A 15,669-nucleotide genomic window follows, 5' to 3' on the forward strand; every position below is an offset into this window, starting at 1 on the left:
AGCGAATGCCCGGAGCAGCCGAGTAGTCGTATTAATGGGTGGGCCCTGTGGACAACGGGGCCCGCCTTTTTCGTGTCTCGTACGAGACTGAGTGCGTGATCCGAAACGACGCACTCGACCGTCTCCCCGTCCGCCATGCCGTCCCCGAGCTGCTCGCCGCGCTCGACCGGCGCGGTGCGGCCGTGTTGTCCGCGCCTCCCGGCACGGGCAAGACGACGCTGGTGCCGCTCGCGCTCGCGGGACTCATAGGGGAGGGACCCCGGCGGCGGGTGCTGGTGGCCGAGCCCCGCCGGATGGCGGTGCGGGCGGCGGCCCGGCGGATGGCGTGGCTGCTCGGTGAGGAGGCCGGCGGCACGGTCGGCTTCTCGGTGCGCGGAGAGCGGCGGACCGGTCCGTCGACCCGGGTCGAGGTGGTGACCACGGGCATCCTGCTCCAGCGGCTCCAGCGGGACCCGGAGCTGGCGGGCGTGGACATGGTCCTGCTCGACGAGTGCCATGAGCGGCACCTGGACGCCGACACGGCCATGGCCTTCCTCGTGGACGTACGGGCCACCCTGCGCCCGGAGCTGAAGCTGATCGCCGCGTCGGCGACGAGTGACGCGGCGGCATGGGCGGACCTCCTCACGGTCCTGGACGGGACAGGGCCGGCGCCGGTGGTGTGGAGCAAGGGCGAGGGGCACGGTTGCCGGGTCTTCTTCGCGGCGCCGCCCCCGGGCGTCCGGCCGGCCCACGGCACCTGGGTGGACCCCGCGATGCTGCGGCACGTCGCCGCGACGGTCCGGCTCGCGATGGAGCGGCACGACGGGGACGTCCTCTGCTTCCTGCCGGGGACGGGGGAGATCGCTCGGACGGCCGGGATGCTGGCCGGCGTCGACGCGGAGGTGCTCCAGCTGCACGGGCGGGCCCCGGCGGCGGTGCAGGACGCGGTGCTGCGCGGTACGGAGCCGGGCGGCCGGCGCCGGGTGGTCCTCGCGACCTCGGTGGCGGAGTCCAGCCTGACGGTGCCGGGGGTGCGGATCGTCGTGGACTCGGGGCTCGCACGGGAGCCGCGCATGGACCACGCCCGCGGGCTCGGCTCACTCGCGACGGTGACGGTCTCGGAGGCGACGGCGACGCAGCGCCTCGGCCGGGCAGGCCGGGAGGCGTTCGGCTTCGTGTACCGCTGCTGGGCCGAGGCGAGCGACGGGGGCAGGCCCCGCTTCCCGTCCCCGGAGATCAAGGTCGCCGATCTCTCGGACTTCGCCCTGCGGGCCGCCTGCTGGGGCGACCCGACGGCCGAAGGGCTCGCGCTGCTCGACGCGCCGCCCGCCGGGGCGATGGCGGCGGCCCGGACGGTCCTCGGCTCGATCGGAGCGGTGGACGAGGCCGGGCGGGCCACCGATCGAGGGGTACGGATGTCCCGGCTCGGGCTCCACCCGCGGCTCGGCCGCGCCCTCCTGGACGGTGCTCCGGAGGTCGGGGCGCGGCGGGCCGCGGAGGTGGTGGCGCTGCTCAGTGAGGAGCCGCCGCGCGACTACGGGGACGATCTGGCGGCGGCCTGGCGTGCGGCCCGCCGGGGCACCGACGGGTACGGCGCACGGTGGAAGGCGGAGGCGCGCCGCCTGGAGCGGTCGGCGGCCGAGTCGGTCGGCGGAGCGGGCTCCGGGGCCGGGGGCGGTCCGGTGGTGGGCGAGGACGCGGTGGCCGGGCTCGTGACGGCACTGGCGTTCCCCGAGCGGGTGGCGAGGGCCAGGGAGCAGGAGGGATATCTGATGGTGTCGGGGAGCGGGGCGCGGCTCGCGGAGGGTTCCTCGCTGCGCGCCACTCCGTGGCTGGCCGTGGCGGTGGCGGACCGTACGGCGCGGGACGCCACCGCACGGGTGCGGCTGGCCGCCGTGGTGGACGAGGACATGGCGCGGCGGGCGGCCGGTCATCTGCGGTCCACGGGTGAGGAGGTCCGATGGGAGGACGGGGACGTGGTCGCCCGCTCGGTGGACCGGCTGGGCGCGGTCGAGCTGACGGTCCGGCCGCTGGGGGCGGGGGCGGCGCCCGCGCTCGTACGGGAGGCGCTGCTCGACGGCCTGCGGCGGGAGGGGCTCGGGCTGCTGCGGTGGAGCCGGGAGGCCGGGGAGCTCCGTGGGCGGCTCGCCTTCCTCCACCGGCAGCTGGGAGAACCCTGGCCGGACATGGCGGACGAGGCGCTGGTCGACCGGGCCGGGGAGTGGCTGGAGCCGGAGCTGTCCCGGGCCGGGCGCCGGGCGGATCTGGGGCGGATCGACGCCGGTGAGGCACTGCGGCGGCTGTTGCCGTGGGCGTCGGGCGAGGCGGGCAGGCTGGGGGAACTGGCGCCCGAGCGGATCGAGGTGCCGAGCGGATCGCGGATCCGGGTCGAGTACGGGGGTGAGCGGCCGGTGCTCGCGGTGAAGCTCCAGGAGCTGTTCGGGCTCGCCGAGACGCCGCGGGTGGCGGGGGTCCCGGTGCTCGTCCATCTCCTCTCCCCCGCCGGGCGGCCGGCGGCCGTGACCGCCGACCTGGCGTCGTTCTGGCAGGACGGCTACCGGGCGGTGCGGGCGGAGCTGAGGGGGCGGTATCCGAAGCATCCGTGGCCGGAGGATCCGTCCACGGCGGAGGCGACCCGGCACACGAGCGCGCGGCTCAGACGGGAGGGGTGACCGGGGCGGTGGCGGCCTCCGGTGCCGGGCGGCGGGAGCGGGCCTCGAGCCAGAGGGCGAGAGCGAGGAGGAGCAGCGCCAGGAGGGTGAGGCTCCACGGGAGGTAGGAGACGAGCATGAGGACCATGAGGCGGTTGGAGGAGACCATCTCGCCGACGCTCTCGATGTAGTCCTCGCGCATCTTCACGTGCCCCTCGAAGACGGTGAGGGTGTCCCGGCCCATCAGCGCGCCGGCGTTGCGGAGCTCCTCCTTGTGGATCTCCTCGCCGTTGACGGGGGCGCCGGTGACCGGCTCGATCCAGAACATCCGCTTGGTCGTGTACCAGCGGGTGAGGCCGGATTCGGCGATGACCTCCGGGGGGATCTTGACCGGCATGGTCTTGGGCATGGGGACCTTGGTCCAGGGGATGGTCTGCTCGAAGTAGTAGACCTCCATGCCGCGGAAGGTGCGGGTGCCCTTGTAGTGGATGGGGGCGGAGGTCCGGGTCTGGGCGTCGAAGTACTGGTAGTCGCGCTTCTCGGTGAGGAAGGGCCACTTGAACTCGATGCCCTCGCGCCGGACGGGGTCGCCGTCGACCATCTCGCCGGTGGCGTGGACGGGGTCCTGGGTGTGGGCGTCGAAGATGTACCGCTCGGGGACCCGGGAGACCATCTTGCCGTCGGGGCCCGTGATGTAGGCGAGGGCGTCCCAGACGACGACGTCGCGCCCGGCGTCGCGTTCGATGCGCCGCGACTCCTCGACGTTGCCCTTGAGGGTCTGGATGATCGTGATCTTGTCGACCTTCTCGGCCTTGAGGGTGGAGTAGTCGAGGAGGGTCGCGGGCTTCGCCTCGAGGACGGTCTCCTGGTACTGGTTCGGCGGAATCTTCGCCAGCCGGGGGAAGGCGTACCAGCGCAGGGTCGGCGCCATCGCGGCGCAGAAGACAGCGAGGGCGAGGAGGACGAGGCTCGCTCGGCGGCGCACGGTCGCCCCCTACTTCTTGGGGCCGGGGTCGGCGGTCAGCAGGGGCTTGGGCGAGGTGGGGCCGTCGGGCGGCAGATCGACCACGGAGACGAGGAGGACGAAGAGGAGGACTGGGGCGAGTCCGATGGCGGCGGCGACGAGGGCGCGCATGGTCGGCCTCCCGGGATGCGATCTGATGGGGCGTCAGGGCGGGGGCACCGTAGCAACGCGACCGTGAGATGAGAACACGTTGCACCACGGCACCGTCGCTTCCGGGGAACGCGAAGCGCCGCCCCTCCGTCCGGTGGGGACGGAGGAGCGGCGCGGAGGCGCGGTCGGGTCAGGCCGAAGGCGAGGGCGAGGCCTCGGGCGTGCCGGTCCCGGAAGGAGTCGGGTCCGCGGTCGGCTCCGGAGTGGGAGTCGGCGTCGGGGCGGGCGCGGTGACCGTCAGCTTGACCTCCGTGCTGCCGCCGCCGGGCGCGGTCAGGCGGATCACGTACTCGCCCGCCTTGTCGCCGGCGAAGAGGTCGGGGAGCGTGATCAGACCGTCCGCTCCGGTCTTGAGGGAGACCTCGCGGAACGTGTTGCCTGCCGCGTCCTTGAAGTAGGGGCTGTCGGCGCTCTCGGCGCCCGTCGCCGAGGCGACGATCACGGCGGTGACGCGTACACCGGGGGCGAGCACGCCCTTGTCGGTGGCCTTCACCTGCACCTGTCCGCCGAAGGCGGTGCCGGTGGTGGCCGACAGGGGCTCACCGGCGACGCGGGCGAGGGTGTCCGCCTCACGGGCGGTGACCGTCGCGGCGAACTCGGTCGCGGCCACCGTGCTGTTGCCCACGAGGGTGGCCCTGACCTTGAACGATCCGGTCTTCTCGCCCGCCCGCAGCGTGGGGGCCTTGGCCATGCCGGCGGAACCGACGGTGACGGTGGCGGTCGTCGCGCCGCCGACGAACCGGGTGTCGGTCGCGCCGACGATCTCGAAGCGGATGCCGACCCCGGTGACCGGCGCGCCGGAGGCGTCGAGCGCCGCGACCGTCGGCGCCGTGGCGAAGGCGCTCTCGGTGCTCGCGGTCAGCTGCCCGGACGCGACGGGCGCGAGCCGTACGACCTTGACGGCGGGCGGCACGGTGGGCGGCTTCGTCGGAGTGACCGGCGGCTTGGACGGGGTGGTCGGCGTCGGCTTCTTCGGCGGGGTGACCGGCGGCTCGGACGGGTCCGTCGGCTTCGGGGTGACCGGCGCGGAGGGCTTCGGAGCGGGCGACGTCGGGATGGGCGGGAGCGGCGTGGCCGGGCGGTTCCCCTGTCCCCGGCCGTCGCTCCGGTCGACCGGCAGCACGCCCGTGCCGTCCGGGACCTGGTGGGTGCCGCGCTGGTAGTACTCGAACCATGACAGGACCGTGTTCAGGTACTCCCGCGAGCGGTTGTAGCTGAGGACCGCCCGGTCGAGGTCGGCCTTGAGCGCGAGGTTGCGGTCGTTGGCGCAGAGGTAGAGACCGGCGGCCTGCGCGGCGTCGTAGATGTTGTTCGGGTCCTTCTTCCCGTCGCTGTTCGCGTCCTGGCCCCAGGTGGCCCAGGTGGACGGGATGAACTGCATCGGGCCGACGGCACGGTCGTGGGTCTTGTCACCGTCGTAGGCGCCGCCGTCGGTGTCGGAGATGTTGGCGAATCCGACGCCGTTGAGGGCGGGGCCGAGAATCGGCGAGAGCGTCGTGCCGTTGGCGTCGACCCGGCCTCCGCGCGCCTGGCCGGACTCGACCTTGCCGATGCCGGCGAGCAGCTGCCAGGGCAGGTTGCAGCCGGGGTCGGTCGAACGTATCGACTGCTCGGCGCGCTTGTAGGCGGAGAGCACGGACGCGGGTATGCCGGCCTCGGCGGGCCCGGTGACCAGCGGCAGACGGGGGGTCACCCCGGGCTTGTTCGGCGTGTTCAGCGGCGGCAGCTCGGTGTAGTAGGGCGAATCGCCCGTGGCGGAGCCGTCGCCGGAGGGCGACGCCGTGTCCCCCGCGCCGATGGCGCGGTCCCCGCCGGCGTTGTCCGCGGTCGGCGGAACCACCTCCGGCGCCTGTGAGGCGGCGAGCGCGGCGACCGCCGCGGCCACCACCGCACCACTGGTCGCTCCCTTGCGCAGCCTGCGGCCCAAGTGCGCTGACATGTCGGCGGTCCCTTCCCCCTCGACTGCGGTCCCACGCTCCCCGCGTCAGACCTCCGGCGACCCTATGCCAACTCCGGCCCGCCCGGCACCGGCGCCTGACCGTGTTTCACGCTTTCGTCACCTCTCGGCCGCTTCACGACCAGGGACGCGAGGGAACCGAGTGGAGCGCCGCGCCCCTCTTGCACTGCGGCCGATGCCACACTCCGGCCGTCACCACCGGAACCTGGGGGAACTCCCGTTGCCGTTCACACTGAGCCATGCCGCAGCCGTGCTGCCCGGACTGCGCCGGAACGGGACCGCGCGCGGACCACTGGTCGCGTCCGCTCTCGTCGCGGGCTCCTTCGCGCCCGACATGACCTATTTCGCGGCGACGGCGTTCCCCGGGGCGATGGTCCTCGGGGACGTAACCCACTCCCCCGTCGGGATCGTGACCGCCGACGTACTCATCACCGCCGGGCTCGTGGCCCTGTGGCTGACCGTGCGTGAGCCGCTCGTGGTGCTGCTGCCCGCCCGGTGGCGCGGGCGGGTGTACGGGCTCGTGCGAGGCCGCCCCTGGAGCGACCGGCACCCGGCCGTCGTGGCCGGGTGGTTCGTCCTCTCCGCGATCCTCGGCGCGACGACCCATGTGGTGTGGGACTCCTTCACCCACATCGACCGCTGGGGCACCCGGATGATCCCGTTCCTCGGTGACGTCGTGGCCGGGTTCCCCGTCTATCTCTACGCGCAGTACGGGGGTTCGGCGCTGGCCCTGGGACTTCTGGGCTGGTTCGTCGCGCGGGCGCTGCGCTCCGCCGGCCCGAGCGTGGAGCTGCCGGCCGGGATTCCGGTCCCCGGACGGCGCGGACGGCTGTTCGCGGCATGGCTGATCGGCGGCTGCGTCCTCGCCGGGATCGCCCACCGGGTGCTGCGCTGGGCCGCGTACTGGGGCTGGGACCGGATCGAGACGCCCCTGGACGTCATTCCGACGGCGTGCTTCGGGGCCGGCGCGGGGCTCGCCGTCGGGCTCGTGCTGTACGGGGCGGGGGCGCGGCTGCGGCCGGCGCCACCGGCTCCGGCATCCCCGGCCCCGGCCGGTCCACTCCCCGCGGCGTCCGACGGAAAGGACCGGGGTCCACGGGCGGAACGCTCCCGTCAGGAATCTCGCTGATCTTCTTCGGCGAGGTGAAGCCACGGGCCGCCGCACCGCCGGAGAGTCCCCCGTAGCGGTCGTGGCCCAGGACGGGTTCTGGGCACCGGCCTCACGGAGGACCTGGTTCAACCGGGCGCGGGAGAGCCCTTGCCACGGTGGGCCCACGGCGAGGTGGGCCCACCCGTGGCGTCAGTGGGCGGCGGAGTCCCAGTCCCGGCCGACGCCCACCGAGACGTCGAGCGGGGCGCGGAGCTCGGCCGCGCCGGACATCTGCTCGCGGACCAGGGCCTCGACCTGCTCGCGCTCGCCGGGGGCGAGTTCGAGCACGATTTCGTCGTGGACCTGGAGGAGCATCCGGGAGGCGAGGCCCGCCTCCGTCAGTGCCCGGTCGACGTTGAGCATGGCGACCTTCACGATGTCGGCGGCCGTGCCCTGGATCGGGGCGTTGAGCGCCATCCGCTCGGCGGACTCGCGGCGCTGCCGGTTGTCGCTGTTGAGGTCGGGCAGGTAGCGGCGGCGGCCGAGGATGGTCTCGGTGTAGCCGGTGGCACGGGCCTCGTCGACGACCCGGCGCAGATAGTCGCGTACGCCGCCGAAGCGCTCGAAGTAGGTGTCCCGCAGGCCGGCGGCCTCACCCGGGTCGATGCTCAGCTGCTGCGAGAGACCGAAGGCGGACAGTCCGTAGGCCAGGCCGTACGACATGGCCTTGATCTTGCGGCGCATCTCGGAGTCGACGGCGGACCGCTCGACGCCGAAGACCTGGGAGGCCACGGTGGTGTGGAGGTCCTCGCCGGAGGCGAAGGCCTCGATGAGGCCCTCGTCCTCGGAGAGGTGGGCCATGACACGCAGCTCGATCTGGCTGTAGTCGGCGGTCATGAGGGCCTCGAAGCCCTCGCCCACGACGAAGCCGTGCCGGATGGCCCGGCCCTCGTCCGTCCGCACCGGCACGTTCTGCAGGTTCGGGTCGGTGGAGGAGAGACGGCCGGTGGCGGCGACGGTCTGGCTGAAGGTGGTGTGGATCCGGCCGTCGGCGGCGACGGTCTTGATCAGGCCCTCGACGGTGGACCGGAGCCGGGCCTGCTCACGGTGGCGGAGCATGATCACCGGCAGGTCGTGCTCGGTCTGCGCGGCCAGCCAGGCGAGCGCGTCGGCGTCGGTCGTGTAGCCCGTCTTGGTCTTCTTGGTCTTCGGCAGGTTCAGCTCGCCGAAGAAGACCTCCTGGAGCTGCTTGGGGGACCCGAGGTTGAACTCGTGGCCCACGGAGGCGTGCGCCTCCTTCACGGCCTGCTGCACCGCGCCGGCGAACTGCTGCTCCATGGCCTCCAGATGGTCCCGGTCGGCGGCGATGCCGTGCCGCTCCAGACGGGCGAGGAGGGCGGAGGTGGGCAGCTCGACCTCGTGGAGGAGCTCGCGGGCCCCGACCTCGTCCAGCCGCTCTTCGAAGGCGTCCCCGAGGTCGAGGACGGCCCGCGCCTGGGTCATGAGGGCCTCGGCCTCGGCGGTGTCGTCCGCGCCGAAGGCGAGCTGTCCGTCGGCGGCGGCCGCCGGGGCGAGCTCACGGTGGAGGTACTCCACGGAGAGCGCGTCGAGGGCGAAGGAACGCCGGCCGGGCTTGACGAGGTAGGCGGCAAGGGCGGTGTCCATCGTGACGCCCGCGATGCTCCAGCCGTGCTCGGGGAAGACCCGCATGGCGCCCTTGGCGTTGTGCATGACCTTGGGCCGGGCGGGGTCGGAGATCCACGCGGACCAGGCCCGCTCGTCGGCCTCGTCGAGGGCGCTGGGCTCGAACCAGGCGGCGGCGCCTCCGGCGGCGGCGAGGGCGATCTCGCTGACGTTCCCCGCGCCGAGCGCCCAGCTGTCCACGGTGGCGATGCCGAGCGGCTCGGTGCCGTGCTCGGCGAGCCAGGGGGCGAGCTCGCCGGAGCCGAGGACGGTGCCGTCGATCTCCACACCGGCGGCGGGGGCCGGGGCGGCTTCCTCCGCGGCGCCCGGGTCGACGGCGAGGAGCCGCTCGCGCAGCGAGGGGTTGCGGATCTCCAGGGTGTCGAGGACGAGGGCGACGGCCCCGCGGTCGTACGGCTCGCGTGCGAGGTCAGTGACGCTCTTCGGCAGCTCGACGTCCTTGACCATCTCGGTGAGCCGGCGGTTGAGCTTGACCGACTCCAGGTGGTCGCGGAAGTTCTGGCCGGCCTTGCCCTTGACCTCGTCGGCGCGCTCGACGAGCTCGGCGAAGGAGCCGAACTGGTTGATCCACTTGGCGGCGGTCTTCTCGCCGACTCCGGGGATGCCGGGCAGGTTGTCCGACGGGTCGCCGCGCAGGGCGGCGAAGTCCGGGTACTGCGAGGGCGTGAGGCCGTACTTCTCCTGGACCTTCTCCGGGGTGAAGTGGGTGACCTCGGAGACGCCCTTGGTGGGGTAGATCACGGTGGTGCGGTCGGAGACCAGCTGGAAGGAGTCCCGGTCGCCGGTGAAGATCCGGACGTCGAAGCCCGCGGCCTCGGCCTGGGTGGTGAGGGTCGCGATGACGTCGTCGGCCTCGAAGCCGTCGACGGCGAACCGCGGCACGTTCATCGCGTCGAGGAGCTCGCCGATCAGCTCGACCTGCCCCTTGAACTCGTCGGGGGTCTTCGAGCGGGTCGCCTTGTACTCCGGGAACTCCTCGGACCGCCAGGTCTTGCGGGACACGTCGAAGGCGACCGCGAAGTGCGTGGGGGCCTCGTCGCGGAGCGTGTTCGCCAGCATCGAGGCGAACCCGTAGATCGCGTTCGTCGGCTGCCCGGTCGCGGTGGTGAAGTTCTCCGCGGGCAGCGCGAAGAACGCCCGGTACGCGAGCGAGTGCCCGTCCATGAGGAGCAGGCGGGGGCGGGTGTCTGCGGGGTTCTTCGATGCTGTCTCGGCCACACGACGATCCTGCCACGGACCGCTGACAATCCCGTCCACACCTGCGGAGGTGCCGGGCTGTCGGTGCCGCGTGACAGGATCGAAGCCGTACGCCACAGGATTACCGCTCAAGGGAGAGCGCGATGGTCAGCAAGCCGCCGGTCGGTGACCCGGTCCAGGACGCACCGCAGGTCACGCCACCGCAGCACTCCGCGGCGGGACTGCCCGCCATCGGGCACACCCTGCGCGTCGCCCGGGAGCAGATGGGGACGGTGCGCACGGCGCGGACCCTCCTGAAGGTCAACCAGAAGGACGGCTTCGACTGCCCCGGCTGCGCCTGGCCCGAGGGGGACAAGCGGCATGTGGCGGAGTTCTGCGAGAACGGGGCGAAGGCGGTCGCCGAGGAGGCGACCCTGCGCCGGGTGACCCCGGAGTTCTTCGCCGCGCACCCGGTGGCGGACCTGGCGACCCGCAGCGGGTACTGGCTCGGCCAGCAGGGCCGGATCACGCAGCCGATGCTGCTCGCGGAGGGCGGCGAGCGGTACGAGCCGGTGACCTGGGAGCGGGCTTTCGCGATCATCGCCGAGGAGCTCCGGGCGCTCGGCTCCCCCGACGAGGCGCTCTTCTACACCTCGGGGCGGACGAGCAACGAGGCGGCGTTCCTGCTCCAGCTCTTCGCCCGCGAGTTCGGCACGAACAATCTGCCGGACTGCTCCAACATGTGCCACGAGTCCTCGGGTTCGGCGCTCACGGAGACCATCGGCATCGGCAAGGGCAGCGTCTCCCTGGAGGACCTGCACCGGGCGGACCTGATCATCGTGGCCGGCCAGAACCCGGGCACGAACCATCCGCGGATGCTCTCGGCCCTGGAGAAGGCGAAGGCGGCGGGCGCCCGGATCATCTCGGTGAACCCGCTGCCGGAGGCGGGCCTGGAGCGGTTCAAGAACCCGCAGACCCCGCAGGGCATGCTCAAGGGCGCCGCCCTCACCGACCTCTTCCTCCAGATCAGGATCGGCGGCGACCAGGCCCTGTTCCGGCTGCTCAACAAGCTGGTCCTGGAGACGGCCGGGGCGGTCGACGAGGAGTTCGTACGGGAGCACACCCACGGGTTCGAGGAGTTCGCGGCGGCGGCGGGGGAAGCCGACTGGGACGAGACGCTCGCCGCGACCGGGCTCGACCGGGCCGCGATCGAGCGGGCCCTGGAGATGGTGCTCGCCTCGGAGCGGACCGTCGTCTGCTGGGCGATGGGCCTCACCCAGCACAAGCACTCCGTGCCGACCATCCGCGAGGTGGTCAACTTCCTCCTGCTCCGTGGGAACATCGGCCGGCCGGGGGCCGGGGTGTGCCCGGTGCGCGGCCATTCGAACGTGCAGGGTGACCGGACGATGGGGATCTTCGAGCGGCCCGCGCCCGCTTTCCTCGACGCCCTGGACAAGGAGTTCGGGATCGTATCGCCGCGCCACCACGGCTTCGACGTGGTCCGCTCGATCCAGGCGCTGCGCGACGGCGAGGCCAAGGTGTTCTTCGCCATGGGCGGCAACTTCGTGGGGGCGACGCCCGACACGGAGGTCACCGAGGCCGCCATGCGCACCGCGCGCCTGACCGTCCACGTCTCGACGAAGCTGAACCGCTCGCACGCGGTCACGGGCACGCGCGCACTGATCCTGCCGACGCTCGGCCGCACCGACAAGGACGTGCAGAGGAGCGGCAGACAGTTCGTGACGGTCGAGGACTCGATGAGCCTGGTGCACGCCTCGCGCGGCAACCTGCCGCCTGCCAGCCCGCACCTGCTGTCGGAGCCGGCGATCGTGGCGCGGATGGCCCGTGCCGTCCTGGGCGCCGGATCGGCGACGCCCTGGGAGGAGTTCGAGGCGGACTACGCCACGATCCGCGACCGCATCGCGCGCGTGGTGCCCGGTTTCCAGGACTTCAACGCGCGTCTCGCGGCGGATCCCGGCGGTTTCGCGCTGCCGCACGGCCCGCGCGACGAGCGCCGCTTTCCCACGAAGACCGGCAAGGCGAACTTCACGGCGGCGCCCGTCGAGTACCCGAGGGTGCCGGAGGGCCGGCTGCTGCTGCAGACGCTGCGCTCGCACGACCAGTACAACACCACGATCTACGGCCTGGACGACCGCTACCGGGGCATCAAGGGCGGCCGCCGGGTCGTCCTTGTCCACCCCGAGGACGCGGCGGCGCTCGGTTTCGCCGACGGGGCGTACGCGGATCTGGTGAGCGAGTGGACGGACGGCAGCGAGCGGCGGGCGCCCGGCTTCCGGGTGGTGCACTACCCGACGACCCGGGGATGCGCGGCGGCCTACTACCCGGAGACGAACGTCCTCGTACCGCTGGAGTCGACGGCGGACATCAGCAACACCCCCGCGAGCAAGTCCGTGATCGTGCGTCTGGAAGAATCCGCTTCCGCCTAAGCGTTTGCTCAGGCAGCTCAGGAAGATCAGCCGTACGAAGACGAACGGAGTCGGGCCATGGGTGAACAGCAGCACGTGAAGTTCCCGCAGGAGGTCATCGAGGAGTACGCGGCCCTTGGCGTCGACCTCCCGGCGCTGTTCTCGGCCGGGCACCTCGGGAACCGGATGGGCGTCCAGATCCTGGAGGCCTCGGCCGAGCGGGTCGTCGGCACGATGCCGGTCGAGGGGAACACGCAGCCCTATGGCCTGCTGCACGGCGGGGCCTCCGCGGTGCTCGCCGAGACGCTGGGCTCCATCGGCTCGATGCTGCACGGCGGGGTCTCGAAGATCGCGGTCGGCGTCGACCTGAACTGCACCCACCACCGCGGAGCGCGCAGCGGCCTGGTGACCGGTGTGGCGACGCCGGTACACCGCGGGCGGTCCACCGCCACGTACGAGATCGTGATCACCGACGAGCAGGACAAGCGGGTCTGCTCGGCAAGGCTGACCTGCATGCTGCGCGAGATCACCGCCAAGGACGCGGGCGACCTGCCGGAGGCGGGCCGGGCCGGCACCGTCTGAGCCGGGCGGCCCGCCGGGCAGAACGGCGCGGCGCGGGAGGGGATGACCCTCCCGCGCCGCGCCGTTCGCGTATCGCCTCCCCACGCCCCCTCCCCACCTCCACGCCCCCTCCACGTCCCGACCACGCCGCGCCGCGACGTCCGGCGGTCAACTCCCTTTCCGCCGCCCCCTCTTGCCTCACACAGCCACAGCCGCTTCACTGGCGAAACTCCCTCCACAGGAGATCACCCGATCCACTCAGACACCGAGGGGTTCTTCGTGACCGCCGTTCGCACCACCTCCGCGATGACCGCCGTCACCGCCGCCGCCTGCGCCGCCGTTCTCGCCACCGCGATCCCGGCCACGGCGATCAACTCGTACAACGCAGCCCCCGCCCCCGAGCGCACCGAGGTCGGCGCGCTCGTCGCGACCTGGGACAACGACGAGAACCCGGCGACGCCGGACCGGGTCGACTGGGTCTGCTCCGGCACCATGATCGACGCGGACACGTTCCTGACGGCCGCGCACTGCACGACGGACTGGCCGGCGAACGTCCGCTTCCACGTCTCGCTCGACCAGGACGTCCAGGCCGGCCTCGACCGGGCGGCGGCCGAGCACCCCGGTGACCCGGCCGCCCAGGCCAGGAGCGTGGCCGTCGAGGGCACCGCCCACAACCACCCCGCCTACCCCGGCCCGGCCTCCGACACCCATGACATCTCGGTGATCGAACTGCCCGCCTCCGCCATGAAGACCCGGTGGTCCTTCACCCCGGCGACGCTCCCCCGCGCGGGCGCCCTCGACGCGCTCGGCGCGCGGGGCCTCGACGCCACGTCCTTCGTGGTCGCCGGATACGGCACCGAGGAGTCGAAGCGCGGCCCGGGCGGTCACACCCACCCGGGCGGCGGCGTCCGCATGAAGGCGCCGGTCGCCTTCAACGCGCTCAACGACGCCTGGATCCGGCTCGCCATGACGGCGCCGCAGGGGAACGGCGGTGCCTGTTACGGCGATTCGGGCGGCCCCAACTTCGCGACCCTGGACGGCAGGCTCACTCTGGTGGCCACCACGATCACCGGTGATACGCCGTGCTACGCCACCAATGTGACCTATCGCCTGGACAGTCCCGGTGCGCGTGACTTCCTGAAGCCGTACGTCCAGCTTCCCTGAGGTGAACCGTCACCCTGAGTGATGACGGTACGGGTGGGGGCGGACCGGGACGGAGGAGCCGTTTCGTCCGCTGAGGTTTCTGCCAGTGTCCGATATCCGGAGAGGCGGCCGAGTGCTCCGACAGGAGCAAGATTCACTCAAGCCCCTTAGCGGAACTGCACGTTCTCACGATGCGAACACCGCATTACAGACCGCTATGCCCCGGTTTTCCCACCCGACGAACACACTCTTTCCCCCTCGGCATAACAAGACAGTCACATCATGTCCTCGGCGCTCCCCGACCCTCCCCACCTGCGCCTAGAGTCACGGCCAGTCACCGCGCCGCCGGGCGCGTTCTACTGCACGGCCCTGTACCACCCAGTACGGCCCGGCGTTCCAAAACGGCACCCCTCGCTTTGCAGCTTCACGGCACCGCCTCATTCCGAGGGGGCCGCGCCAGGGAAAGGACCCTTCGTGCGAAACCGTTCGTTGCTCATACTCACCACCGCGGTCACCGCGGGAGCACTCACCCTCACCGCCTGTGGTTCGCGCGACGACAAGGGCGGAGCCGCGGAGAACGGTGAGGGCGGCAACGTCACCGTCACCATCGGTCTCGACGCGCCCCTCACGGGCGAGCTCTCCGCCCTCGGCCTCGGCATCAAGAACTCGGCCGACCTGGCGGTCAAGACGGCCAACAAGAAGGCGTACGTCAAGGGCGTCACCTTCAAACTGGAGTCCCTGGACGACCAGGCCCAGCCCTCCGCCGGCCAGCAGAACGCGACCAAGTTCGTCGCCGACAAGACCGTCCTCGGCGTCGTCGGCCCGCTGAACTCCTCCGTCGCCGAGTCGATGCAGAAGGTCTTCGACGACGCCAAGCTGACGCAGGTCTCCCCGGCCAACACGAACCCGGCGCTGAGCCAGGGCGTCAACTGGAGCACCGGCGACAAGAAGCGCGGCTACAAGTCGTACTTCCGTACGGCCACCACCGACGCCATCCAGGGCCCCTTCGCCGCCCAGTACGTCTTCAACGAGGCCAAGAAGACCAAGGCCTTCATCATCGACGACAAGAAGACCTACGGCGCCGGCCTCGCGGGCACCTTCAAGGGCGAGTTCGAGAAGCTCGGCGGCAAGGTCCTCGGCACCGAGCACATCAACCCGGACACCAAGGACTTCTCCGCCGTCGCCACCAAGGTGAAGAGCTCCGGCGCCGACGTCGTCTACTACGGCGGCGAGTACCCGGCGGCCGGCCCGCTGGCCAAGCAGATCAAGGAAGCCGGCGCGAAGGTCACCGTCGTCGGCGGCGACGCGCTCTACAGCCCGGAGTACGTGAAGCTGGCGGGCGCCAAGGCGGCCGAAGGCGACATCGCCACCTCCGTCGGCGCGCCGATCGAGTCCCTCGCCTCCGCCAAGGAGTTCCTGGCCGACTACAAGACCGGCGGCTACAAGGAGGCCTACGAGGCCTACGGCGGCTACTCGTACGACTCGACCTGGTCGATCATCGAGGCCGTCAAGAAGGTCGTCGACGGCAACGGCGGCAAGCTTCCCGAGGACGCCCGCGCCAAGGTCGTCGAGGCCATGCAGGGTGTCTCCTTCGAGGGCGTGACCGGCAAGGTCTCCTTCGACGAGTTCGGTGACACCACCAACAAGCAGCTGACGGTCTACAAGGTAGAGGGCGGCGCGTTCAAGCCCGTCAAGTCCGGCACCTTCGGCGGCTGATCCACCCCGCCACTCACGCACCACCTTCACCGCGCGGGGGGCCGCACCAGGCTCCCCGCGCGGTGTCACATCCGTCGAAAGTCTCGGAGGAC

General features: G+C 72.1%; 10 protein-coding genes. 6 read left to right on the forward strand and 4 right to left on the reverse strand.

The annotated features are described in order from the left end of the window. Window positions 1-95: 95 nt before the first annotated feature. Complete coding sequence (gene hrpB / locus ACFVYX_RS20875; protein ID WP_389682894.1) at window positions 96-2,651, forward strand: ATP-dependent helicase HrpB; 2,556 nt, start codon at window positions 96-98, stop codon at window positions 2,649-2,651. Here the strand turns inward: hrpB and ACFVYX_RS20880 are convergent. The 3 genes from ACFVYX_RS20880 to ACFVYX_RS20890 form a co-directional block, all read right to left on the reverse strand. Further along, entirely contained in the window at window positions 2,635-3,615 is a 981-nt protein-coding gene (locus ACFVYX_RS20880) for a DUF3068 domain-containing protein (protein WP_389682895.1), read from the reverse strand. The two genes, hrpB and ACFVYX_RS20880, sit on opposite strands and share 17 nt — an antisense overlap. Before the next feature lie 9 nt (window positions 3,616-3,624). After that, window positions 3,625-3,765 carry an SPW_0924 family protein gene (locus tag ACFVYX_RS20885; protein WP_106975990.1) on the reverse strand — a complete coding sequence of 47 codons (141 nt, stop codon included), beginning with the start codon at window positions 3,763-3,765 and terminating at the stop codon, window positions 3,625-3,627. A 169-nt stretch (window positions 3,766-3,934) separates the two neighbouring features. After that, a complete protein-coding gene (locus ACFVYX_RS20890) occupies window positions 3,935-5,743 on the reverse strand; it encodes a lytic transglycosylase domain-containing protein (protein ID WP_389682896.1) in 1,809 nt (602 codons plus the stop codon). 238 nt (window positions 5,744-5,981) lie between these two features. On the opposite strand from ACFVYX_RS20890, the gene ACFVYX_RS20895 reads away from it, so the two are divergent. After that, window positions 5,982-6,890 (forward strand): DUF4184 family protein, encoded by a 909-nt coding sequence (locus ACFVYX_RS20895; RefSeq protein WP_389682897.1) that lies wholly within the window; start codon window positions 5,982-5,984, stop codon window positions 6,888-6,890. Between the two features lie 171 nt (window positions 6,891-7,061). Here the strand turns inward: ACFVYX_RS20895 and polA are convergent, their stop codons facing one another. Next, a complete protein-coding gene (polA, locus tag ACFVYX_RS20900; protein WP_389682898.1) occupies window positions 7,062-9,773 on the reverse strand; it encodes a DNA polymerase I in 2,712 nt (903 codons plus the stop codon). Window positions 9,774-9,895: 122 nt separating this feature from the next. On the opposite strand from polA, the gene ACFVYX_RS20905 reads away from it, so the two are divergent. From ACFVYX_RS20905 to ACFVYX_RS20920, 4 genes are all read left to right on the forward strand, one after another. Further along, window positions 9,896-12,178 carry an FdhF/YdeP family oxidoreductase gene (locus ACFVYX_RS20905; RefSeq protein WP_389682899.1) on the forward strand — a complete coding sequence of 761 codons (2,283 nt, stop codon included), beginning with the start codon at window positions 9,896-9,898 and terminating at the stop codon, window positions 12,176-12,178. Window positions 12,179-12,235: 57 nt separating this feature from the next. After that, the gene (locus ACFVYX_RS20910) at window positions 12,236-12,739 is read left to right on the forward strand and encodes a PaaI family thioesterase (RefSeq protein ID WP_389682900.1); all 504 of its coding nucleotides are present in this window, start codon (window positions 12,236-12,238) and stop codon (window positions 12,737-12,739) included. Window positions 12,740-12,997: 258 nt separating this feature from the next. Continuing rightward, window positions 12,998-13,882 (forward strand): trypsin-like serine protease, encoded by an 885-nt coding sequence (locus ACFVYX_RS20915; RefSeq protein ID WP_389682901.1) that lies wholly within the window; start codon window positions 12,998-13,000, stop codon window positions 13,880-13,882. A 453-nt stretch (window positions 13,883-14,335) separates the two neighbouring features. Then, the gene (locus ACFVYX_RS20920) at window positions 14,336-15,577 is read left to right on the forward strand and encodes a branched-chain amino acid ABC transporter substrate-binding protein (RefSeq protein ID WP_389682902.1); all 1,242 of its coding nucleotides are present in this window, start codon (window positions 14,336-14,338) and stop codon (window positions 15,575-15,577) included. The last annotated feature ends 92 nt before the right edge of the window (window positions 15,578-15,669 follow it).

It is taken from the genome of Streptomyces sp. NPDC058326 (assembly GCF_042879855.1).
In the GTDB taxonomy this organism is placed as follows: Bacteria; Actinomycetota; Actinomycetes; order Streptomycetales; family Streptomycetaceae; genus Streptomyces.